Annotated in this window: 18 protein-coding genes; 4 read left to right on the forward strand and 14 right to left on the reverse strand. The window is 68.5% G+C overall.

The genetic code is table 11. From position 1 onward, the window contains the following. Window positions 1-51: 51 nt before the first annotated feature. From BLU20_RS08815 to uvrC, 9 genes are all read right to left on the reverse strand, one after another. The gene (locus BLU20_RS08815) at window positions 52-399 is read right to left on the reverse strand and encodes an RNA polymerase-binding protein RbpA (RefSeq protein WP_043109945.1); all 348 of its coding nucleotides are present in this window, start codon (window positions 397-399) and stop codon (window positions 52-54) included. 81 nt (window positions 400-480) lie between these two features. Beyond that, window positions 481-723 (reverse strand): preprotein translocase subunit SecG, encoded by a 243-nt coding sequence (secG, locus tag BLU20_RS08820; RefSeq protein WP_029253358.1) that lies wholly within the window; start codon window positions 721-723, stop codon window positions 481-483. A gap of 156 nt (window positions 724-879) precedes the next feature. Next, window positions 880-1,668, reverse strand: a complete 789-nt coding sequence (gene tpiA / locus BLU20_RS08825) for a triose-phosphate isomerase (protein ID WP_029253357.1) — start codon at window positions 1,666-1,668, stop codon at window positions 880-882. A gap of 96 nt (window positions 1,669-1,764) precedes the next feature. Next, the gene (locus BLU20_RS08830; RefSeq protein ID WP_029253356.1) at window positions 1,765-2,964 is read right to left on the reverse strand and encodes a phosphoglycerate kinase; all 1,200 of its coding nucleotides are present in this window, start codon (window positions 2,962-2,964) and stop codon (window positions 1,765-1,767) included. A gap of 104 nt (window positions 2,965-3,068) precedes the next feature. Next, window positions 3,069-4,073 carry a type I glyceraldehyde-3-phosphate dehydrogenase gene (gap, locus tag BLU20_RS08835; protein ID WP_029253355.1) on the reverse strand — a complete coding sequence of 335 codons (1,005 nt, stop codon included), beginning with the start codon at window positions 4,071-4,073 and terminating at the stop codon, window positions 3,069-3,071. Between the two features lie 286 nt (window positions 4,074-4,359). Further along, window positions 4,360-5,340 carry a DNA-binding protein WhiA gene (gene whiA, locus BLU20_RS08840; protein ID WP_029253354.1) on the reverse strand — a complete coding sequence of 327 codons (981 nt, stop codon included), beginning with the start codon at window positions 5,338-5,340 and terminating at the stop codon, window positions 4,360-4,362. 38 nt (window positions 5,341-5,378) lie between these two features. Continuing rightward, on the reverse strand, window positions 5,379-6,338 hold the full coding sequence (locus BLU20_RS08845; protein ID WP_029253353.1) for a gluconeogenesis factor YvcK family protein: 960 nt from the start codon (window positions 6,336-6,338) through the stop codon (window positions 5,379-5,381). After that, window positions 6,335-7,267, reverse strand: coding sequence for an RNase adapter RapZ (rapZ, locus tag BLU20_RS08850; RefSeq protein ID WP_029253352.1), 933 nt, complete (start codon window positions 7,265-7,267; stop codon window positions 6,335-6,337). Before rapZ ends, BLU20_RS08845 begins: the two co-directional genes overlap by 4 nt. An 18-nt stretch (window positions 7,268-7,285) precedes the next feature. Next, a complete protein-coding gene (gene uvrC / locus BLU20_RS08855; protein WP_083372296.1) occupies window positions 7,286-9,310 on the reverse strand; it encodes an excinuclease ABC subunit UvrC in 2,025 nt (674 codons plus the stop codon). Between the two features lie 80 nt (window positions 9,311-9,390). On the opposite strand from uvrC, the gene BLU20_RS08860 reads away from it, so the two are divergent. Beyond that, on the forward strand, window positions 9,391-9,885 hold the full coding sequence (locus tag BLU20_RS08860) for an OsmC family protein (protein ID WP_029253350.1): 495 nt from the start codon (window positions 9,391-9,393) through the stop codon (window positions 9,883-9,885). 12 nt (window positions 9,886-9,897) lie between these two features. On the opposite strand, the gene uvrA is transcribed toward BLU20_RS08860, so the two are convergent. Next, window positions 9,898-12,759, reverse strand: a complete 2,862-nt coding sequence (gene uvrA / locus BLU20_RS08865; protein ID WP_083372996.1) for an excinuclease ABC subunit UvrA — start codon at window positions 12,757-12,759, stop codon at window positions 9,898-9,900. A gap of 94 nt (window positions 12,760-12,853) precedes the next feature. Between uvrA and BLU20_RS08870 the strand changes: the two genes are divergently transcribed. Both BLU20_RS08870 and BLU20_RS08875 read left to right on the forward strand, forming a co-directional pair. Further along, entirely contained in the window at window positions 12,854-14,662 is a 1,809-nt protein-coding gene (locus BLU20_RS08870) for a glycoside hydrolase family 15 protein (protein ID WP_083372297.1), read from the forward strand. After that, a complete protein-coding gene (locus tag BLU20_RS08875) occupies window positions 14,659-15,285 on the forward strand; it encodes an MBL fold metallo-hydrolase (RefSeq protein WP_083372298.1) in 627 nt (208 codons plus the stop codon). Before BLU20_RS08870 ends, BLU20_RS08875 begins: the two co-directional genes overlap by 4 nt. Window positions 15,286-15,289: 4 nt before the next feature. Here BLU20_RS08875 and BLU20_RS08880 read toward each other — a convergent pair whose 3' ends face one another. Further along, complete coding sequence (locus tag BLU20_RS08880) at window positions 15,290-16,303, reverse strand: TerC family protein (RefSeq protein ID WP_083372299.1); 1,014 nt, start codon at window positions 16,301-16,303, stop codon at window positions 15,290-15,292. 195 nt (window positions 16,304-16,498) lie between these two features. Next, window positions 16,499-18,607, reverse strand: coding sequence for an excinuclease ABC subunit UvrB (gene uvrB / locus BLU20_RS08885; protein WP_083372300.1), 2,109 nt, complete (start codon window positions 18,605-18,607; stop codon window positions 16,499-16,501). A 165-nt stretch (window positions 18,608-18,772) separates the two neighbouring features. On the opposite strand from uvrB, the gene BLU20_RS08890 reads away from it, so the two are divergent. Then, a complete protein-coding gene (locus BLU20_RS08890; RefSeq protein ID WP_083372301.1) occupies window positions 18,773-20,173 on the forward strand; it encodes a choice-of-anchor A family protein in 1,401 nt (466 codons plus the stop codon). Between the two features lie 72 nt (window positions 20,174-20,245). On the opposite strand, the gene coaE is transcribed toward BLU20_RS08890, so the two are convergent. Beyond that, window positions 20,246-20,869 (reverse strand): dephospho-CoA kinase, encoded by a 624-nt coding sequence (gene coaE, locus BLU20_RS08895; protein WP_083372302.1) that lies wholly within the window; start codon window positions 20,867-20,869, stop codon window positions 20,246-20,248. A 143-nt stretch (window positions 20,870-21,012) separates the two neighbouring features. Beyond that, window positions 21,013-22,509 (reverse strand): 30S ribosomal protein S1, encoded by a 1,497-nt coding sequence (gene rpsA, locus BLU20_RS08900; RefSeq protein ID WP_029253342.1) that lies wholly within the window; start codon window positions 22,507-22,509, stop codon window positions 21,013-21,015. Window positions 22,510-22,698 lie beyond the last annotated feature (189 nt).

The raw sequence follows: 22,698 nt of genomic DNA on the forward strand, positions 1-22,698 counted from the left end.
GGCGGGCCCTTCTCACGTCAGGTATCGCTGGATGTCAGGAGAACCGTCGCGTCACCCTCTTCGCCGTGCGCGGAGCGACTCGAGCGCCTCGTCCAGGATCGCCACACCGTCGGCATCCGAACGACGCTCCTTCACGTACGCGAGGTGCGTCTTGTAGGGCTGGGTCGACGGAGGCGGCGGCGGTGCTGACTTGTCCTGCCCGCCGGGGAAACCGCATCGCGGACAGTCCCACGTCTCGGGGGGCTCGACGTCGTTGTCCGCCGAGAAGCTCGGCGTCGTCTCGTGCCCGTTCGCGCACCAGTAGGAGACGACGACGCGCGGAGCAGCGTTCCCGCGCTCGGTCTCCCCCATGGGCCCCGCGCCCACTCGTGAACCACGGATAGCACTCGCTGCACCCACGAAGCCACTGCTCCCTCCCGCACCCGGCTCGTTCCGGCGTGCGCGTCGACTCGCGTCGCAGACCCCCTGCGACGCGGAACGTCAGTTGACCTTCTGAATCAGACCAAGCAGGACGATCACCACGGTCCACACGAGGGCGATGCCCACGGTGATCCGGTTGAGGTTACGCTCGGCGACGCCAGAGCTCCCGACGGAGCTCGTCACACCGCCGCCGAACATGTCAGACATCCCGCCGCCCTTGCCCTTGTGCAGGAGCACCAGGAGGATCAGCAGTCCGCTGCACGCGACCAGGACGATCTCAAGGATGATGCGGAGCACGTCCACGGGACACGACCTTCGCTTTCAGGGCCCTCGGGGCCAGTTGATGTCCGGACCCGAACAGGGCCCGCAGGACAGAGTAGGTGACGTGGCCCCTCCGAGGCCAACGTCGCGACGCCGGATGCCCGACATTCGGACATCCGGCGTCGCACGACTTCTCGATCAGGCGCTCAGCGAGTCAAAACGTACGATCTTCGCGAACTCCTCGGCGTCGAGGCATGCCCCGCCGACGAGCGCCCCGTCGACGTCGGGCTGAGCCATGATCGCCGCCACGTTGCCCGACTTGACGGAGCCGCCGTACAGCACGCGCACACCGTCGGCGAGCTCGGCGCCGTACAGCTCGGCGAGACGCGCGCGGATCGCACCGCAGACCTCCTGCGCGTCCTCCGGCGTCGCGACCTCACCCGTGCCGATGGCCCAGACTGGCTCGTAGGCGATGACGATCTGCGCCGCCTGCTCCGCGCCGAGCCCGTCGAGCGCGCCGTCGACCTGAGCGAGCGTGTGCTCGACCTGGTTCCCGGCCTTGCGGACGTCGAGGCCCTCGCCGACGCAGAGGATCGGAACGATCCCCTGGCCGAACGCAGAACGGATCTTGGCGTTGGTCACGGCCTCGTCCTCGCCGTGGTAGGCACGGCGCTCCGAGTGCCCGATCGCCACGTAGGTTACGCCGAGCTTGGCGAGCATCACCGGCGAGATCTCACCGGTGTATGCGCCCGACTCGTGCGCCGAGACGTCCTGCGCGCCGTAGCGGATGTCGAGCTTGTCGGCGTCGACGAGGGTCTGCACGCTGCGCAGGTCGGTGAACGGCGGCAGGACGGCGACCTCGACGGAGTCGAAGTCGTGCTTGGCGTCCTTCAGGGTCCACGCCAGCTTCTGCACGAGGTGCGTCGCCTGGTGGTGGTCCTGGTTCATCTTCCAGTTGCCCACGATGAGCGGGGTACGGTCGGCCACGGTGTGCCTCTCTAATCGGTCGGTGCGTGCTCGGAGCACGCCGTGCGGGACGGGGCGGCGCACTCGAACGGGCGCCGCCCCGTGATGTCGTGGTGCTCAGGACTCCAGGACCGCGAGGCCCGGCAGGGTCTTTCCCTCGAGCAGCTCGAGGCTGGCGCCTCCACCGGTCGAGATGTGGCTGAAGCCGGCCTCGTCGAACCCGAGACGGCGCACTGCCGCGGCAGAGTCGCCGCCGCCGACGATCGTGAACGCACCGGCTGCGGTGGCGTCGACGAGCCCCTGCGCGACGGCACGGGTCCCGCCCTCGAACGCCTTGAACTCGAAGACCCCCATGGGCCCGTTCCAGACGACGGTCTTCGCCTCGGTGATCGCACGGGCGAACGCGGCGCCGGACTCGGGCCCGATGTCGAGGCCCATGCGTCCGGCGGGGATGGCGTCGGCGGAGACGACCGCGTGCGGCGCGTCGGCCGCGAACGAGTCAGCAGCGACGATGTCCGTCGGCAGCACGATCTCGACGCCCTTCTCCTTCGCCGTGGCGAGGTAGCCCTTGACCGTCTCGATCTGGTCCTCCTCGAGCAACGACGAACCGACCTCGTGGCCCTGGGCCGCGAGGAACGTGAAGACCATCCCGCCGCCGATGAGCAGGCGATCGGCCTTGCCCAGCAGGTTGGCGATGACGCCCAGCTTGTCCGAGACCTTCGAGCCACCGAGGACGACGACATAGGGCCGCTCGGGGTCGGACGTGGCACGGCTCAGCGACTCGACCTCCTTGAGGACGAGCTCGCCCGCCGCGGCAGGGAGAACCTGCGCGACGTCGTAGACCGACGCCTGCTTGCGGTGCACGACGCCGAACCCGTCCGAGACGAACGCGTCCGCGAGCTCCGCGAGCTCGCCGGCGAGCTCCGCCCGCTCCTCGTCCACCTTGGACGTCTCCCGCGGGTCGAACCGGATGTTCTCGAGAAGGACGACCTCGCCGTCCGACAGCCCGTCGACGGCGGCGTGCGCCGACTCGCCGACGACGTCGCCGGCCAGGCGCACGGGAGCGTCCAGGAGCTCACGCAGCCGCTCGGCCACGGGAGCCAGCGAGTACTTGACGTCCGGGGTGCCCTTGGGGCGACCGAGGTGGGCCGTCACCACGAGACGAGCGCCGGCGGAAAGCAGACGGTTGAGCGTCGGCAGCGCCGCTCGGATACGGCCGTCGTCCGTGATGGTCGTCCCGTCGAGGGGGACGTTGAAGTCGGAGCGCACCAGGACGCGCTTGCCGCGCAGGTCTCCGAGGTCGTCGATCGTCTTCATGGTCAAATCTCTCCCGTCGTTCACATGACGACGTCCGCGGGTGCGGGGGCCGCACAGGCCCCGCACACCCGCGGACGCATGGTCTCAACCGTCCGTCAGGACGATCAGAGCGAGGCGCCGACCTTGGAGGTGAGCGCGACGAGGCTGTTCGAGTAGCCCCACTCGTTGTCGTACCAGGAAACAACCTTGACCTGGTCGCCCATCACCTTGGTGAGCTTCGAGTCGAAGATGCTCTGGTGCGGGTCGGTCACGATGTCCGAGGAGACGATGTCGTCCTCGACGTAGGACAGGACACCCTTGAGCGGGCCCTCGGCAGCAGCCTTGACCGCGGCGTTGACCTCCTCGATGGTGGTCTCCTTGCCGGCGGTGAACGTCAGGTCCGTCGCCGAGCCGGTGATCGTCGGCACGCGGAGCGCGTAGCCGTCGAGCTTGCCCTTGAGCTCCGGGAGGACGAGAGCGACGGCCTTGGCCGCACCGGTCGTCGTCGGAACGATGTTCTGTGCAGCGGCACGGGCGCGGCGAAGGTCCTTGTGCGGGCCGTCCTGGAGGTTCTGGTCACCCGTGTACGCGTGGATCGTGGTCATGAGACCACGCTCGATGCCGATCGAGTCGTTGAGCGCCTTCGCCAGCGGGGCGAGGCAGTTCGTCGTGCACGACGCGTTCGAGATGATGTGGTGCGCGGCGGCGTCGTACTGGTCGTCGTTGACGCCCATGACGAAGGTCGCGTCCTCGTTCTTCGCCGGGGCCGAGATGATGACCTTCTTGGCGCCGGCGTCGATGTGGGCCTTCGCCTTGGTCGCGTCGGTGAAGAATCCGGTGGACTCGATGACGATGTCGGCACCGAGCTCCTTCCACGGGAGGTTCGCGGGGTCGCGCTCGGCGAGAGCCTTAATGGCCTTGCCGTCGACGATGATCGCGTCGTCGCTGAAGTCGACCGACTGGGGGAAACGGCCCAGGACGGTGTCGTACTTCAGCAGGTGCGCGAGGGTCTTGTTGTCCGTGAGGTCGTTGACCCCGACGATCTCGATGTCCGCTCCCGACGCGATGATTGCGCGGAAGAAGTTACGTCCGATGCGGCCGAAGCCGTTGATGCCGACGCGGATGGTCACGTGCCCTCCTCAGAGCGCCCCGGTCGTTGCCGACGCGCTCGATAGATTCCGAACGAGTACGTACGACGGCGTACGCAATGAACTGGACCAGACCGAAGGTCGATACCTCAGACCACCCCAGATGGAAACGCGGGGAGTCCGGTTCGCCCGGGCAGAACCCGAGACGACCCTTGAGGCCGTCCAGATATCCCTAGCCTATACCCGAACTGCACCTTTGCGTGACCCGAACACAGCACGTGAGACAAGCTGTTTCGAGCCAGGGTCGACGACCGTCATGCACGCGTGCTCAAAGTTCCATCATGTCGGTCGAAAGAACGGCCTCTGTGTCGGGAATGCCCAGTTCGAGCGCACGCTTGTCGGCTGTCGCGAGGAGTCGACGGATGCGCCCGGCCACGGCGTCCTTGGTCAGCACCGGGTCGGCGAGCCTGCCCAGCTCCTCCAGCGAGGCCTCCTTGTTGCTGAGCCGCAGCCGGCCCGCTTCGACCAGGTGGTCGGGCACGTCGTCCCCCAGGATCTCGAAGGCCCTCTCGACCCGTGCCCCCGCTGCGACGGCCGCCCGCGCGGAACGCCGCAGGTTCGCGTCGTCGAAGTTGGCGAGCCGGTTCGCGGTGCCCCGCACCTCACGGCGCGCACGCCGCTCCTTCCAGGCGACGAGCGAGTCTGTCGCACCGAGTCGCTCGAGCATCGCCGCGATCGCGTCGCCGTCACGGATGACGACCCGGTCGACGCCGCGTACCTCCCGCGACTTGGCGGCGATCCCCATCCGGCGGGCAGCACCGACCAGGGCAAGAGCCGCCTCTGCGCCCGGGCACGTGACCTCCAGCGCCCCGGAACGTCCGGGCTCGGTCAGCGAACCGTGCGCGAGGACGGCACCGCGCCACGCGGCCTCGGACTCCCCCACGCCCCCGGAGACGACCTGCGGGGGCAAGCCACGAACGGGGCGGCCGCGGCCGTCGAGCAGACCGGTCTGACGAGCCAGCGACTCGCCACCACGGACGACCCGGACGACGAACCGACGGCTGCGTCGGATCCCTCCGGGCGACACCACGATCATCTCGCTGGCGTGCCCGTACAAGTCCGAGATCGCCGAACGAAGACGCAGCGCCGCGGTCTCCGAATCGAGCTCCGCCTCGATCACGATCCTGCCGGCGATGATGTGCAGCCCACCGGAGAATCGAAGCGTCGACGCCACCTCGGCGCGCCGCCACGACGTGCGTTCGACGCGTACACGAGCGATCTCGTCCTTCATCTGTGCAGTCAGCGCCATGGCGCACATCCTGCCACCTCATCGAACACTCGCGCGGCCTACGACCCCGGGACGTCCCCGATGACGTCCTCGAAGACGTCGCGGTAGGCAGCCGCGAGACGCAGGCGGTCGTGGCGGGGTGTCCCGTCCCCGCGCCGGACCTGACGCAGCAGCAGCTTCGCACCGACCGTCGCCGCCGTCGCGACGAGGGCCTCCGTGTCTTCGACGGCGCTCGGGTCCGCCACGACGGCGTCGATCCGCAGGTCGGGGGCATGCCGGTGCAGAGCGTGCAGGTGCTCCTCGGCACTCAGACCGTCCGTCTCGCCCTCGTCCGCCGAGAGGTTGAGCGTCACGCAGATGCGTCCGCGCGTCGTGTGCAGCGCGTCCGAGAGCTCGGGGACGAGAAGGTGCGGCATGACCGACGAGTACCAGGACCCCGGGCCGAGGACGACCCAGTCGGCCTCGCGGATGGCCGTGACGGCCTCGGGGCAGGCCGGCGGGTCGTGGGGAACGAGCCTGATCTGCTCGATCCGGCCCGGGGCGACCGCGACCGCGCTCTGGCCGTGGACGACCTCAAGTCCGTTCTCGCCGCGGACGTCCGCCTCGATCTTCAACGGCACCGAAGACATCGGCAGCACCCGACCGCGGGCGTTGAGCAGTCGAGCGACCCAGTCGAGACCGGCCACCGGCTCGTCCAGCAGCTCCCACAGCGCGACGATGAGGAGGTTCCCGACGGCGTGCTGGTCCAGGTCCCCGGGCGACGTGAACCTGTGCTGGAGCACGTCGCGCCACGTCCGGCCCCACTCGGTGTCGTCACAGAGTGCCGCGAGCGCCATACGAAGGTCACCCGGCGGCAGGACGTCGAGCTCCTGGCGGAGCCGGCCCGATGATCCGCCGTCGTCGGCGACCGTGACGACGGCGGTGAGCTGGTCGGCCATCAGCCGGAGCGCGGACAGGCTCGCGGAGAGCCCGTGTCCCCCGCCGAGCGCTGCGACGACGGGGGCCGAGGGGGAGCTCACTCCTTTCCCAGGTCTCGTGCGGTGACGTGCGTGCGCTGCCCGCGTGCCTGCAGGCGCCGGGCGAGAGCCTCGCTCATCGCCACGGACCGGTGCTTGCCTCCCGTACAGCCCACGGCGATCGTGACGAAGTGCTTCTCCTCGGCCTGGTACCCCGCCAGGACCGGCTCGAGCGCGTGCGCGTAGCGGTCGAGAAACTCCTCCGCACCGTCGAGCCCGAGGACGTAGTCCCGGACGGCCGCGTCGCGACCGGTCAACGCACGCAGCTCCGTCACCCAGTACGGGTTTCGCAGGAACCGCACGTCGACGACGTGGTCGGCGTCGAGCGGGATCCCGTACTTGAAGCCGAAAGAGACCACGTTGATCCGTAGCGGCTGGCGGCTCCGTCGGGTGACGGCGTCGCGCACCATCCGGGCGAGCTCGTGCACCGTCAGGTCGGAGGTGTCGACGACGAGGTCCGCACGCTTCTCGATCGTCTCGAGCATGCGACGTTCCTCGGCGATCCCGTCGAGGATCCGCCCGTCTCCCTGGAGGGGGTGGGGGCGCCGCACCTCCTCGAAGCGGCGGACGAGAGCCTCGTCCGATGCCTGGAGGAAGACGATGCGGGAGTCGACCCGGGCCTGCTCGAGATGGTCGAGGACCTCGACCAGGTCCTGGAAGAACTCCCGCCCGCGCACGTCGACGACCGCTGCGACGCGGCCGAGCACGGCCTGGGACCGCGACATCATGTCGACGAGCGGCACGATCATCCGGGGCGGGAGGTTGTCGACGACGTACCAGTCGAGGTCTTCGAGGACCGCTGCGGCGCGCGTCCGACCGGCGCCTGACATTCCGGTGATGATCAGGACCTCGGGAACCACCGGCTCCGGGGCGTGCGCGCTGGCCTCGACGGCGTCGATTCCGTCGGGTGCGTCCGAGTCAGGAGTGCTCATTCCACCAGCATGCCAGGCTCACTTGCTCTCGGTGGCGATCGACTCCCCGACGTCGGGCGGTGCGGCGACGGTGTCGCGCGAGACCGTCGACAGCGCCTCGACGACGGCAGCCGCGGTCGAGGCCCCCATGCCACGGACGGCGCCGATCTCCTCCACGGTCGCCGCCCGCATCTTCTTGACGGAGCCGAACTCCGCGAGGAGCGCCTTTCTGCGTGCAGGGCCCAGTCCGGGCACGTCGTCGAGCACGCTCGCCGTCATCCCCTTGCTACGGCGCTTGCGGTGGTAGGTGATCGCGAACCGGTGCGCCTCGTCGCGAAGACGTTGCAGGAGGTAGAGCCCCTCGGACGAGCGCGGCAGCACGACGGGGAACGGCTCGCCCGGGAGCCACACCTCCTCCAGCCGCTTGGCGAGCCCGCAGAGCGCCACGTCGTCGATCCCGAGATCCGCCAGCGCCCGTGCGGCGGCCGCCACCTGCGGCGGACCGCCGTCGACGACGACGAGCTGGGGTGGGTAGGCGAAGCGACGGCGCTCGGGGACCTCGGGTCCGACCTCGGCCGACTCGGGTGCGTCGGTGAAGTCCGAGTCGGGCTCGTCGGTCTCCGACCGCTCGGTGAGGTAGCGCTTGAAGCGCCGCGTGACGACCTCGTACATCGCCGCCGTGTCGTCCCTCGCCCCGTCGCCCTCCGGCCCCCGGACCGCGAAGTGTCGGTACTCGCCCTTGCGCGCCAGACCGTCCTCGAACACGACCATGGATGCGACCTGATGCGTCCCCTGGGTCGTCGAGATGTCGTAGCACTCGATCCGCAGGGGTGCCGTGTCGAGCTCCAGCGCCTCCTGAATCTCCTGCAGGGCCTGGCTCCGCGTCGTCAGGTCTCCCGCTCGCCGGGTCCGGTGCAGCATCAGGGCGTGCTCGGCGTTCGCGTGCACCGTCGCAGCCAGCTCCCGCTTGTCCCCTCGCTGCGGCACACGGAGGTCGACCCGCGACCCACGGATGCCCCGCAACCACGCGGCCATCTGCTTCGGGTCGGGCGGCAGCTGCGGTACGAGGACCTCGCGAGGCACCGCGTCGCGGACCGGAGCCGCTCCCTCGACGTCTGAGACCTCGTCGACGGCACCGTAGACCTGCTGCAGCAGGTGCTCGACGAGCTCGGCGTCCGTGACGTCCTCGACCTTCTCCACCACCCACCCGCGCTGGCCGCGGATCCGTCCGTCGCGCACGTGGAAGACCTGGACCGCTGCCTCGAGCTCGTCCCCGGCGAGTGCGAACACGTCGGCGTCGGTGCCGTCGGTGAGCACGACCGCGTTCTTCTCCGTCGCCCTGCGCAACGCCTCGATGTCGTCCCGCAGCCGTCCCGCCTGCTCGTACTCCATCTCGGCGGCGGCCTCCTTCATCCGGGCCTCGAGCCGACGGACGAACCGCGCGGTGTCCCCCGCCATGAAGTCGCAGAAGTCCTCGGCGAGCGTCCGGTGCTCCTCGGGCGACACACGACCGACGCACGGCGCCGAGCACTTGTCGATGTACCCGAGCAGACAGGGACGGCCGCTGGATGCCGCACGACGGAACACTCCGGAGGAGCAGGTGCGCACCGGGAACACGCGGAGCAGGAGGTCGAGGGTCTCGCGGATCGCCCACGCGTGGCCGTACGGACCGAAGTACCGCGTACCAGGGCGTTTGGCCCCGCGCATCACCTGTGCTCGGGGGTACTCCTCCCCCATCGTGACCGCCAGATACGGATAGGACTTGTCATCCCGGTACTTGACGTTGAACCGGGGGTCGAACTCCTTGATCCAGGTGTACTCGAGCGTCAGAGCCTCGACCTCGGTGCCCACGACCGTCCACTCCACCGCGGCGGCCGTCGTGACCATCGTGCGTGTGCGCGGGTGCAGGTTCGCGACGTCCTGGAAGTAGTTGGAGAGACGAGCCCGGAGATTCTTCGCCTTGCCGACGTAGATCACGCGGCCGTGGTCGTCGACGAAGCGGTAGACGCCCGGCGTGGTGGGAATCTCGCCGGGGCGCGGACGGTAGCTGGCGGGATCTGCCATGGTCACGAGCCTAGTTCAGACCGGGGACACCGCGGGCGGGCCGAACGGCGCGGACGACCCCGTGGGACTACCGTGCAGCCATGAGCGGAGCGACGCACGGGTACACACTGACCGTCCGCTGGACGGGAGCGGGCGAGGAGGGGACGCGCACCTACACCTCCTACAGCCGCGAGCACGAGGTCGACGCGGAGGGCAGGCCGACGCTGACCGCGTCCTCCGACGTCGCCTTCCGTGGAGACGCGGCACTGCACAGCCCCGAAGACCTCTTCGTGGCGAGCATCGCGCAGTGCCACATGCTCTGGTTCCTCCACCTCGCAGCGGCCGACGGCGTCGTCGTGATCGCCTACGAGGACGCCGTCTCGGGGACGATGCGCGTCGAGTCCGCGGGCGCAGGCCAGTTCAGCGACGTCACGTTGCGCCCACGGGTGACGATCGACGACTCCTGCGCCTCGGCGATCGATCCCGACGAGACGCTCAGCTCGCTGCACCGCCGGGCGCACGACCACTGCTTCCTCGCCCGTTCGGTCAACTTCCCCGTCCTGGTGGAGCCGAATCCCGTGCGGGTCGGCCGATAGGCCGCCCGACGCCTACGCCGCGGGTGACGCGTCGGTCTGCTCGAGAACCTCGGCCAGGAACCGCCCGGTGTGACTCGCCTCGACGCGCGCGACCTGCTCGGGGGTCCCCGCGGCGACGACGGTCCCTCCGCCGGAACCACCCTCGGGCCCCATGTCGACCACCCAGTCGGCGTTCTTGATGACGTCGAGGTTGTGCTCGATCACGAGGACCGTGTTCCCCTTGTCGACGAGCGACTGCAGCACGGCAAGCAACCGGCGGACGTCCTCGAAATGCAGGCCCGTCGTCGGCTCGTCGAGCACATAGACGGTCCGCCCCGTCGAGCGCTTGCGCAGCTCGGACGCAAGCTTGACACGCTGCGCCTCGCCTCCCGAGAGCGTCGGTGCCGGCTGCCCGAGGCGGACGTAGCCGAGGCCGACGTCACGCAACGTCTCCAGGTGCCGTGAGATCGCCGGCACCGCGGCGAAGAACTCCGCAGCCTCCTCGATCGGCATGTCGAGGACGTCCGCGACGGTCTTGCCCTTGAAGTGCACCTCGAGCGTCTCGCGGTTGTACCGCGCCCCGTGGCAGACCTCGCACGGCACGTAGACGTCCGGGAGGAAGTTCATCTCGATGCGGATCGTGCCGTCGCCGGAGCACGCCTCGCACCGACCGCCCTTCATGTTGAAGGAGAACCTTCCAGGTGTGTAGCCGCGGACCTTCGCCTCGGTCGTCTGCGCGAAGAGCTTGCGCACGTGGTCCCACACGCCGGTGTAGGTGGCGGGGTTGGACCGCGGCGTCCGGCCGATGGGGCCCTGGTCGACGTGGACGACCTTGTCCAGGTGCTCGAGCCCGTCGACGCGGCGATGGCGGCCCGGGACCTGGCGTGCTCCGTTGAGCTCGTTCGCCATCACCGTGTAGAGGATCGAGTTCACGAGGGTCGACTTGCCCGAGCCGGAGACGCCCGTCACGGCGGTGAACGTCCCGAGCGGGAACGACACGTCGACGCCCTGGAGGTTGTGCTCACGCGCACCGACGACGGTCACGCGTCGGTCCTTATCGACCGGGCGACGTTCGGCCGGCATCGGGATGCTGCGGCGGCCGGCGAGGTAGGCGCCCGTCACCGAGTCCGCCGAGGCGAGAAGGCCCGCGTAGTCGCCGGAGTGGACGACGTGCCCGCCGTGCTCCCCGGCACCAGGCCCGATGTCGACGATCCAGTCGGCCGTGCGGATCGTGTCCTCGTCGTGCTCGACCACGATCAACGTGTTGCCGAGGTCGCGCAGCCGCGTCAGCGTCTCGATCAGGCGCCGGTTGTCGCGCTGGTGCAGGCCGATGCTGGGTTCGTCGAGGACGTAGAGGACTCCGACGAGACCCGAGCCGATCTGCGTCGCGAGACGGATACGCTGCGCCTCGCCCCCGGACAGCGTCCCCGCCGGGCGTTCGAGCGAGAGATAGTCGAGACCGACGTCGAGGAGGAACCCCAGCCTCGCGTTGATCTCCTTGAGGACCTCGGCGGCGATCGCGCGGTCACGCGCGCTCTGCTCGAGGGAGCCGAGGAACTGCTCCGCCTCGGTCAGCGGCAGCCGACAGACCTGGGCGATCGACTTGCCGCCCACGCGGACCGCGAGGACCTCGGGCTTCAGGCGCGCTCCGTCGCAGACCGGACACGGCACCTCACGCATGTACGCCTCGTAGCGCTCCTTCGACCAGTCGGACTCGGTCTCGGCGTGACGGCGCTTCAGGAACGTCACGACGCCCTCGAAGCCGGTGGAGTACTGCCGCTCACGACCCCAGCGGTTGCGGTACTGCACGTGGACCTTGTGATCTTTTCCGTGCAGGACGGCCTTCTTCGCCCGGGCCGGGAGCGCCCGCCACGGAACGTCCATGCCGAAGCCGAGATCGTCGGCCAGCGCGGCAAGCACGCGCTGGAAGTAGTCGGGCGACCCGTGGGTCCAGGGAGCGACGGCTCCCTCGGCGAGCGTCTTCTCGTCGTCGGGCACCACGAGATCGGGGTCGACCTCGAGGCGGAAGCCGATGCCGGTGCACTCCGGGCACGCACCGTAGGGGGCGTTGAAGGAGAACGTGCGCGGCTCGATCTCGTCGAGCGTCAGCTCGTGGTCGTTCGGGCAGGCGCGCTTCTCCGAGAAACGGCGTTCCCGTCCGGGGTCGTCCTCGGACAGCCCCACAAGGTCGACGACGACGAGACCGCCGGCGAGGCCGAGCGCGGTCTCGATCGAGTCGGTCAGGCGCCGACGCACGCCGTCGCGGGCGACGAGTCGGTCGACCACGACCTCGATGTCGTGCTTGACGTTCTTCTCGAGTGTCGGGGGGTCCGTCAGCGGCACCACGGCACCGTCGACGCGGACGCGGGAGAACCCCTTGCCCTGGAGCTCTTCGAACAGCTCGACGTACTCGCCCTTGCGACCGCGGACGACGGGCGCGAGCACCTGGTACTTGGTCCCCTCCTCGAGCTCGAGCAGCCGGTCGACGATCTGCTGGGGCGTCTGCGCGACGATCTGCTCGTCGCAGACGGGGCAGTGCTGCACACCTGTCCTCGCGAAGAGCAGGCGGAGGTAGTCGTAGATCTCCGTGATCGTCCCGACCGTGGACCTCGGGTTGCGGTTGGTCGACTTCTGGTCGATCGACACCGCCGGCGACAGTCCCTCGATGAAGTCCACGTCAGGCTTGTCCATCTGTCCCAGGAACTGGCGGGCGTACGCCGACAGAGACTCGACGTACCGGCGCTGCCCCTCGGCGAAGATCGTGTCGAACGCGAGCGAGGACTTGCCCGACCCGGAGAGACCCGTGAAGACGATCAGCTGATCACGAGGCAGGTCGAGACTGACGTTGCGCAGGTTGTGCTCACGCGCACCTGAGATGACGAGTCGATTCTCCACCCCGACATCGTACGTTCCCTGCTGGTGTTCGTACAGGTGTTCGACGACGACGCGCCGGAGGCGACGACCACGCGGCTGCGACACACTGTCGTCGATGACTCCTGACCATCCCGTCCCGATCAAGGACTACGCCGTCGTCGGCGACGGCTCGACCGTCGCCCTGATCTCCCGCCACGGTTCCGTCGACTGGCTGTGCATGCCACGCTTCGACTCCCCTGCGTGCTTCGCAGCGCTGCTCGGCGACTCGCGGCACGGACGCTGGCTCCTGACCGTGCCCGACGCCACCCGGGTCGAGAGACGCTATCGCGGCGACGACGTCGAGCTCGTCACGACCTACACGTCGCCGACGGGAGTCGCGCAGGTCACCGACGTCATGCCGGTGCGCGACGGTGCGGCAGATCTCGTCCGTACCGTCGAGGTCCTCGAGGGAGAGGTCACTGTCGAGCACGAGTGGATCGTCCGCTTCGGCTACGGCAAGATCCTGCCCTGGGTGAGGCGGATCAGGGACGAGACCGGAGCGACGGGTGACGAAGCCCTTCGCGCGATCGCCGGCAGCGAGGCACTGCTTCTCCGCGGTGCACGGATCCCACCGGCCGACGACCACCGCCACCGCGAGACGTTCACGATGTCCACCGGTGAGTCGCTGGAGCTCACGTCGACCTGGACAGCGTCCTGGGAACCTCCACCCCCATGTCGTCCCGTGACCAAACGCATCGACGACACACGTCGATACTGGGAGTCCTGGGTGCGGACGTGCACGTACGACGGGCCGTACCGGGATGCGCTCGTCCGGTCGCTGATCACGCTCCGCCTCCTGACTCACGTCCAGACCGGTGGGATCGTCGCAGCCGCCACGACCTCGTTGCCCGAGGACGTGGGTGGCGAGCGAAACTGGGACTACCGGTACTGCTGGCTGCGGGATGCCGCGCTCACCCTGGAGGCGCTCGTGGAGTCGGGCTATCAGGACGAGGTCGCGGCGTGGCGCGACTGGCTCCTGCGCGCCGTCGCGGGCGACCCCGAGGACATGCAGATCATGTACGCCGTGGACGGCTCCCGAGAGCTGCCCGAGCGCATCCTCGACCATCTGCCCGGGTATGCCGGCTCGCGTCCGGTGCGGGTCGGGAACGCAGCCGTCGGCCAGCGCCAGAACGACGTCCTCGGGGAGGTGATGAGCGCGCTCGCCATGGCGCGGGACTTCGGGCTCCACGAATCGCCCGACGCCTGGTCGCTGCAGCAGCACCTTGTCGACGCGCAGATCGAACGGTGGCGGCAGAAGGACAGCGGCCTCTGGGAGATCCGCGGCCCGTCCCAGCACTTCGTGCACTCGAAGGTCATGTCGTGGGCCGCCGTGGACGCCGCCGTGCGCGGCGCAGAGGCGCACGGTCTGACCGGGCCGGTCGAGAGGTGGCGTCACGTCCGCGACGAGATCCACGCCGATGTGCTCGCCCACGGCTGGAACGAGGAGGTCGGGTCGTTCGTCCAGTTCTACGGGGCAGCACACACCGATGCGGCACTGCTCCAGATGCTCCAGGTCGGGTTCCTCCCACCCGACGACCCGCGCATGGTCGCGACCGTGCGAACGATCCGGCACGAGCTCGAGCGCGACGACGGATTCGTCCTGCGCTACGCCACCGAGACGGGAGTCGACGGCCTCGGGGGCGCCGAGCACCCGTTCCTCGCCTGCTCGTTCTGGCTCGTCGACGCCCTTGCCCGGATCGGCGAGCCCGACGAGGCCCGACGGCTCCTCGACGTCATCCTCGAGGCGAGCAACGACGTCGGACTGCTGGCCGAGGAGTACGACCCGGTCGACGACCGCGCGATCGGCAACTTCCCCCAGGCGTTCTCGCACCTCGGCCTCGTCCGCGCCATCCACAGCCTGGCCCGAGCGGAGGAACACCGATGACCGACGCCACCGTCACCATCGATCCCGTCCACGTCGGCCCGATGGACAACGTCGCGTACGTGGTCACGTGCGGACGAACGCAGCGTGTCCTTGTCATCGACGCCGCGGACGAGCCCCGCAAGATCCTTGCCACGGTCGGGGACGACACGTCGCGCGTCGACGCCGTCGTGACCACCCATCAGCACCAGGACCATGTCCAGGCTCTCGGAGCCGTGGTCGCGGAGACTGGCGCGACGACCTACGCCGGTGAACCCGATGCATCTGCCGTCACGGCGGCCACGGGAGTGCCGATCGACGTCGGGCTCCGCCACGGGAGCGTCGTCGACGTCGGCGAACTCCGGTTCACCGTCGTGGCGCTGCGGGGTCACACGCCCGGTTCCGTCGCGCTCGCGCTGGCGACGACGGACGGAACCCATCTGTTCACCGGGGACTCGTTGTTCCCCGGTGGCGTCGGCGCGACGGGGGGCGACCCCGATCGCTTCGAGGCACTGATCTCGGACGTCGAGAACCGGATCTTCGCCCGCTACGGCGACGACGTGGTGGTCCACCCCGGGCACGGCGCGCCCACCACGCTGGGACGCGAACGACCCGCGCTCGCGTCCTGGCGCGAGCGCGGGTGGTGAGGCCTCAGGCCTCGGTGTCGTCCGACGAGCTCTGGGCAGCGGCGAGCTTCTTCTTGTCCCGGCTGTCCTTCCAGAGGCTGAGCACGGTCGTGATCAGCAGCACGACCCCGATGTAGGTCAAGGAGAACGCGGTCGAGATCTCCGGGACGTCGAAGTGCTCACCACCGTTGATGAACGGCAGCTCGTTGGTGTGCAGGGCGTGCAGGATGAGCTTGAGCCCGATGAACGCCAGGATCGCGGCCAGACCGTAGGCAAGGTAGACCAGGCGGTCCAGCAGGCCGTCGATGAGGAAGAAGAGCTGACGAAGGCCGAGGAGCGAGAAAGCGTTGGCGGTGAAGACGAGGTAGGTCTCCTGCGTCAGACCGAAGATCGCCGGGATGGAGTCGACGGCGAACAGGACGTCGGCGCTGCCGATCGCGAGCATCACGATCAGCATCGGCGTGATGTAGCGCTTGCCGTCGATCTTCGTCGTGAGCTTGTCGCCGACGTAGTCGTCGGTCGTCGGGAAGACGCGGCGAACCCACCTCAGGACGGCGTTCTCCTTGTACTCACCGTCGTGGTCGGCGCCCGACCGGATCTGGGCCCAGGCCGTGTAGAGGAGGAAGGCACCGAAGATGTAGAAGATCCAGCTGAAGTTCTCGATCAGCGCGGCACCGGCGAAGATGAAGATCGTCCGCAGGATCAGCGCGACGGTGATACCGACCAGCAGCACCTTCTGCTGGTACTTCCGTGGCACGTTGAACGACGCCATGATCAGGACGAACACGAAGAGGTTGTCGATCGACAGACTCTTCTCGGTCACGTACCCGGCGAAGTACTCACCGCCGTAGGTCGGACCCCAGACGGCCCAGACGATGCCGCCGAAGACGAGGGCGACCGCCACGTAGCCGGCCGACCACCAGGCCGACTCGCGCAGGGTGGGGGCGTGCGGCGTCTTGACATGGCCGATGTAGTCGACCGCGAGCATCGCGACGATGATGCCGACGGTGACGATCCAGACCCAGACGGGTACGTCCATGACTTCCTCCGGTACATAGGGGTGAGCACCGGAGGTCTCTTCCGCCCACACCGTCGACGCGCTGCGTCACCCGTGCGGACCGACGGTGCCGGGCCCCGAGAGGTCCGTGATGACGACACCGCCGCGTAGGAATACTCCCCTCCACGACGCGCCGATACTACCTGAATCTGCACGACAGAGGAACCGGCCCTCCACCTACCGGGTCGCCTCCTGCATCTGGCGCAGTTCCTTCTTCAGGCCCGAGATCTCGTCGCGAAGCCGCGCCGCGAGCTCGAACTGCAGCTCTTCCGCGGCAGCGTGCATCTGCTGGCTCAGCTCCTGGACGAGCTCGGCAAGGTCGCTCGCCGCGGCTCCGGCGAGCCGGTTCCCGGACGTCGCGCCCTCCTTGGTCCCGCCAGGCACGGGCGCCGTCGACTTCCCGCCCTTGCTCGACTTGCGGTACCCACCCTGCAGGAGCTCGGCCGTGTCGATGTCCTCGCGCGCGAGCATGTCCGTGACGTCCGAGATGCGCTTGCGCAGCGGTGTCGGATCGACGCCGTGCTCGGTGTTGTACGCGACCTGCTTCTCGCGTCGGCGTCCGGTCTCGTCGATCGCCTGCGCCATCGCCGCGGTGATCTTGTCCGCGTACATGTGAACCTGGCCGGAGACGTTGCGTGCGGCACGACCGATCGTCTGGATCAGGGACGTCCCCGAACGCAGGAACCCCTCCTTGTCGGCGTCGAGGATCGCGACGAGCGAGACCTCGGGGAGGTCGAGCCCCTCCCGGAGCAGGTTGATGCCGACGAGAACGTCGTACTCGCCCATCCGCAGCTCGCGCAACAGCTCGACACGGCGCAGCGTGTCGACCTCGGAGTGCAGGTACCTGACGCGGACGCCGCGATCGAGCAGGTAGTCCGTCAAGTCCTCCGACATCTTCTTGGTGAGCGTCGTCACGAGGACGCGTTCGTTGCGCTCGACGCGTTCGCGGATCTCACCGAGTAGGTCGTCGATCTGGCCCGTCGTCGGCTTGACGACGATCTCCGGGTCCACGAGGCCCGTGGGCCGGATGATCTGCTCGACGACGCCGTCCGACATCGAGAGCTCGTACTTGCCGGGGGTCGCCGAGAGATACACCGTCTGTCCGATGCGCTCGACGAACTCCTCCCAGCGCAGAGGACGGTTGTCGGTCGCCGACGGGAGACGGAAGCCGTGCTCGACGAGGGAACGCTTGCGGGACATGTCCCCCTCGAACATCGCCCCGATCTGCGGGACCGTCACGTGCGACTCGTCCACGACCAGGAGGAAGTCCTCGGGAAAGTAGTCGAGGAGCGTGTTCGGCGCGGTCCCCCGCTCACGACCGTCGATGTGGCGGGAGTAGTTCTCGATGCCGGCGCAGGAGCCGACCTGTCGCATCATCTCGATGTCGTAGGTCGTCCGCATGCGGAGTCGCTGTGCCTCGAGGAGCTTGTTCTGAGACTCGAGCTCTGCCAAGCGTTCCGTGAGCTCGGCCTCGATCGAGGAGATCGCCCGCTCCATGCGCTCCGGCCCTGCGACGTAGTGCGTCGCGGGGAACACGTGGATGCTCTGCTCCGACCTGACGACGTCTCCCGTGATCGGGTGGAGCGTCTGGATCGACTCGATCTCGTCCCCGAAGAACTCGATGCGGATCGCCAGCTCTTCGTACACGGGAATGATCTCGACCGTGTCCCCGCGGACACGGAACGTGCCGCGCGTGAACGCCATGTCGTTGCGCGAGTACTGCATCGTCACGAACTGCCGCAACAGGTCGTCCCGCTCGACCTGGTCCCCGACGTCGAGCCGGACCATCCGGTCGACATACTCCTGCGGGGTGCCCAGACCGTAGATGCACGAGACCGACGCCACGACGACGACGTCCCGCCGAGTCAGGAGCGACGAGGTCGCCGAGTGGCGGAGACGTTCGACCTCGTCGTTGATCGACGAGTCCTTCTCGATGAAGGTGTCCGTCTGCGCGATGTACGCCTCGGGCTGGTAGTAGTCGTAGTACGAGACGAAGTACTCGACGGCGTTGTTCGGGAGCAGCTCCCGGAACTCGGTCGCCAGCTGCGCCGCGAGCGTCTTGTTCGGCGCCATCACGAGTGTGGGACGCTGCAGCTCCTCGATCATCCACGCGGTGGTCGCCGACTTCCCGGTGCCCGTGGCACCCAGCAGGGTGACGTCCTTCTCCCCCGCACGGATCCTGCGCGCAAGGTCGGCGATCGCGGTCGGCTGGTCCCCGGACGGCGAGTACTCAGAAACGACCTCGAACGGGGCGACGGTTCGCTGCAGATCGGTCACTGGACGCATACCTCGACTCTACGTCGAGCCCCGGACATCCCACCCTCCGGACGAGATGTCACGGTTTCGCATCAGAACGTTAGTTCACCCTCTCCGCCCCTGTTTATCCACGCACCCATACTGCTAACTTTCAAGCACGTTCGGTCCGCTAACTTACTTCCACACGGAGCATCGATGCCTCGCCCTGTCTCACGTCGCCTCAGCAGCACAGCCGCGCTGACGGCCGCCGGAACCCTCGCCCTCGTCTCCCTCGCGGCGCCGATGGCACACGCGACGCCCACGGGCGCAACGGCCTGCACCAACGAACTCCTCCCGGGCATCACTCAGGACGACCCACAGTTCACCGACGACGGCGTCGCCGTCTTCGTCGGGGGCGACTACGTCGCACTCAAGTCCGCCGCCGAGTCGGAGGGCCAGCTCTTCGTCGGAGGAACCACGACCGTCGACGCGGGCTTGTTCAACATCGGCCGTGCCGGTGGCGGATCGCAGATCACCCCCGTCGGCGGCAGCGACGTCCTCGTGTCAGGCGGCGCGGTCACGGTGAAGGATGGCTCCACCATCGACGTCAACCACGGCGTGACCGGCGGCGGGAACGTCGTCTCACGCTCGTCGATCACGGGGAACCTCCAGCTCAACGGTGGGATCAGCTCCGAGAAGGACAACGCGGCCGCGGCGGCCGTTGCCACCACCGAGGCGACCTTGGCCGACGTCTCCGCACGTCTGGGTTCGCTGTCGGCCAACGGAGAACTCGGAACGGCCGGCGGATTCCCCGCACTGATGGGGGACGGCACGGGCGACACGCAGGTCTTCGACCTGACCGCAGAGCAGGCAGCCGGTCTCGACGCCGTCACGTTCGTCGACGTCGGCCGGTCCGCCCCGATCGTCATCAACGTCTCGGGTACCGACGCGACCCTCGATTCCGTGCACACCGCCGCAGGATCGGTCGCAGACCGGATAGACACCTGGACCGAGCTTGGTGCGTGGGCGCCGCGGATCATCTGGAACTTCCCGGACGCCACGTCCCTCGAGCTCCGCGGCGGCAGTCAGCTCGTCGGCAGCATCCTCGCCCCACATGCGGACACGACGCAGACGACCAACACCAACGGGCGCCTCTGGATCGGTGGCGACCTCGAGTTCGGGGCGTCGGGAAGCGGGCTCGAGCACCACAACTACCCGTGGATCGGTGCCGGCGAGCTCGGGTGCGAGCCGGTGACGCCGCAGATCCCTGAGACGGACCCGGAGAAGCCCGGGCCGACCGTCCCGACCGACGCGCCGTCGAGCACGCCCACCGACGCGCCCAGCGAGGAGCCGGCGGCTCCGGCGACCGAGAAGCCCGCGACGGAGGAACCCGGGGACGAGCCGGCTGACGGGACCGTCGTCCCGGAGGCCACCGAGACCCCGACGACCGAGGTGCTCGGCACGTCGATCCCCTCCCCGGCAGAGGCTGCGGTCGCCGAGACGGACGAGGACACCCTGGCGGTCACCGGCGCCACCGTCGGGTGGATGGCATCGGTCGCCGCGCTGCTGACGGCGGCCGGCGTCACGCTCCTGATCCTCCGCCGTCGTCAGGCATAGCAGACGGCACACTCGCCACACGCATGAGGGCGGCACCCGCGACGGGTGCCGCCCTCATGCGTTCTGGCATCGTCAGGCGCTCGGCTGCTCCTCGCGCGCCTCGTCCATCAGCCGGCCCCAGAGCCGGTCCACCTGACGGTCCAGATCGTTCGTCGTAGACGAGCCGTCGAGCACGACGTCAGCGATGCTCCGGCGTTCGACGTCGCTCGCCTGGGCGCGAAGTCGCGCCTCGGCACCCTCGACCGACAGGCCCCGCTCCTCGACGAGACGCGCCAGGCGGACGTCCTCCGGCGCGTCCACCACCACGACGAGATGGTACTGACCGGTACGCCCGGACTCGGTGAGAAGGGGAACGTCATGGACGACGACCGCATTCTCCGCGGCGGCTCCGGCCTCCGCGTCACGCTCTGCGGCGAGCCTGTGGACCTCCGGATGGACGATGGAGTCAAGCGTCGCCCGGGCAGAAGGATCGTCGAAGACGAGATCGGCAAGCGCAGGGCGGTCGAGCTCTCCGTCTGTGCCCAGCACACCCTCGCCGAAAGCCTCCACGATGGAACCGAGACCGACGGAACCAGGACGAACCGCCTCCCGCGCGAGCAGGTCGTAGTCGATCACGGTCGCGCCGAGCGAGGCGAGCCGGCGCGAGGCCGTCGACTTCCCCGCCGCGATTCCCCCGGTCAGTCCTATACGAATCATCCACCCATGGTGCCACCCGAGCCCCAACCACACCGCGTGAGAGTAGACGCGGCGCGTCGATGCGGGCCTGTCGCGGACGACTGCGGCCCACGACTCCCGTAGGAGTCGTGGGCCGCAGTTCAGGCGGGAACTAGATCCTCAGATCAGTTGCCCGTGAGCTTCTCGCGCAGAGCAGCCAGAGCCTCGTCCGAGGCGAGCGTGCCGCCCGCGTCCTCGGCCGGGGCCGTTGAGGAGTACGACGAACCCGAAGCAGCCGGAGCGTTGGAGCTGCTGCTCGCGCTCGGCGTCTCGCTGGTCGAGGCCTCGATGTCCGCCTTGATGGCGTCGGCGACCTGCTTGCGGTGAGCCTCCCAGCGCTCGTGGGCCTTGGCGTACTCGCCCTCCCACGCCTCGCGCTGCGTCTCGTAGCCCTCGAGCCACTCGTTCGACTCGGGGTCGAAGCCCTCGGGGTACTTGTAGTTGCCCTGCTCGTCGTACTCGGCAGCCATGCCGTAGAGCGCGGGGTCGAAGTCGTCCGACTCCGGGTCCACGCCCTCGTTCGCCTGCTTCAGCGAGAGCGAGATACGACGACGCTCGAGGTCGATGTCGATGACCTTGACGAACACCTCTTCGCCGACCGTGACGACCTGCTCAGGCAGATCGACGTGACGCACGGCGAGCTCGGAGATGTGCACGAGACCCTCGATGCCGTCCTCGACGCGAACGAACGCACCGAACGGAACGAGCTTGGTGACCTTGCCGGGCACAACCTGTCCGATGGCGTGCGTACGAGCGAAGGTCTGCCACGGGTCCTCCTGCGTCGCCTTGAGCGACAGCGAGACGCGCTCGCGGTCGAAGTCGACGTCGAGCACCTCGACCGTGACCTCCTGGCCGACCTCGACGACCTCGGAGGGGTGGTCGATGTGCTTCCAGGAGAGCTCGGAGACGTGGACGAGTCCGTCGACGCCACCGAGGTCCACGAACGCACCGAAGTTGACGATCGAGGAGACGACGCCCGGGCGCACCTGGCCCTTCTGCAGGGTCTGCAGGAAGGTGGAACGAACCTCGGACTGCGTCTGCTCGAGCCAGGCACGGCGCGAGAGGACGACGTTGTTGCGGTTCTTGTCGAGCTCGATGATCTTCGCCTCGATCTCCTTGCCGACGTACGGCTGGAGGTCGCGGACACGACGCATCTCCACGAGCGACGCGGGGAGGAAGCCACGCAGACCGATGTCGAGGATGAGGCCGCCCTTGACGACCTCGATGACCGTGCCGGTGACGACACCGTCCTCTTCCTTGATCTTCTCGATCGTGCCCCAGGCGCGCTCGTACTGTGCGCGCTTCTTGGACAGGATCAGACGACCCTCCTTGTCCTCCTTCTGGAGGACGAGCGCCTCGACGGCGTCGCCGACCTCGACGACCTCACCGGGGTCGACGTCGTGCTTGATGGAGAGCTCGCGCGAGGGGATGACACCCTCGGTCTTGTAGCCGATGTCGAGAAGGACCTCGTCACGGTCAACCTTGACGATGGTGCCCTCGACGATGTCGCCATCGTTGAAGTACTTGATGGTGGCGTCGACGGCGGCGAGGAAGTCCTCTTCGGTACCGATGTCGTTGATGGCGACCTGGGGTACGGACTTCGCGGGGGTAGAGATGGTCATTGAGTTCGATGCTCCGATGCGGACAGGACGTAGTACGGACAGGTATGGAACGGGCCGGGACAGAAACTCGACGAAGGACTCCGGTGCTGCCGATCCGGCAGGTCAGGGTCCGACGCAAGGCGCACGGCACCGTTCACCATCGTAACTGGGCGAGCGGATCTGTACAACGCTGCTGGACAGCGTCGGACA

The organism is Paraoerskovia marina (genome assembly GCF_900105445.1).
GTDB classification, from domain to species: Bacteria; Actinomycetota; Actinomycetes; order Actinomycetales; family Cellulomonadaceae; genus Paraoerskovia; species Paraoerskovia marina.

What these genes read in the sequence shown, in the direction of transcription:
- BLU20_RS08830 (WP_029253356.1), bottom strand. Translation starts at nt 2,964, where the DNA reads ATGAAGACGATCGACGACCTCGGAGACCTGCGCGGCAAGCGCGTCCTG.
- whiA (WP_029253354.1), bottom strand. Translation starts at nt 5,340, where the DNA reads ATGGCGCTGACTGCACAGATGAAGGACGAGATCGCTCGTGTACGCGTC.
- rapZ (WP_029253352.1), bottom strand. Translation starts at nt 7,267, where the DNA reads ATGAGCACTCCTGACTCGGACGCACCCGACGGAATCGACGCCGTCGAG.
- uvrC (WP_083372296.1), bottom strand. Translation starts at nt 9,310, where the DNA reads ATGGCAGATCCCGCCAGCTACCGTCCGCGCCCCGGCGAGATTCCCACC.
- BLU20_RS08860 (WP_029253350.1), top strand. Translation starts at nt 9,391, where the DNA reads ATGAGCGGAGCGACGCACGGGTACACACTGACCGTCCGCTGGACGGGA.
- BLU20_RS08870 (WP_083372297.1), top strand. Translation starts at nt 12,854, where the DNA reads ATGACTCCTGACCATCCCGTCCCGATCAAGGACTACGCCGTCGTCGGC.
- BLU20_RS08875 (WP_083372298.1), top strand. Translation starts at nt 14,659, where the DNA reads ATGACCGACGCCACCGTCACCATCGATCCCGTCCACGTCGGCCCGATG.
- BLU20_RS08880 (WP_083372299.1), bottom strand. Translation starts at nt 16,303, where the DNA reads ATGGACGTACCCGTCTGGGTCTGGATCGTCACCGTCGGCATCATCGTC.
- uvrB (WP_083372300.1), bottom strand. Translation starts at nt 18,607, where the DNA reads ATGCGTCCAGTGACCGATCTGCAGCGAACCGTCGCCCCGTTCGAGGTC.
- BLU20_RS08890 (WP_083372301.1), top strand. Translation starts at nt 18,773, where the DNA reads ATGCCTCGCCCTGTCTCACGTCGCCTCAGCAGCACAGCCGCGCTGACG.
- coaE (WP_083372302.1), bottom strand. Translation starts at nt 20,869, where the DNA reads ATGATTCGTATAGGACTGACCGGGGGAATCGCGGCGGGGAAGTCGACG.
- rpsA (WP_029253342.1), bottom strand. Translation starts at nt 22,509, where the DNA reads ATGACCATCTCTACCCCCGCGAAGTCCGTACCCCAGGTCGCCATCAAC.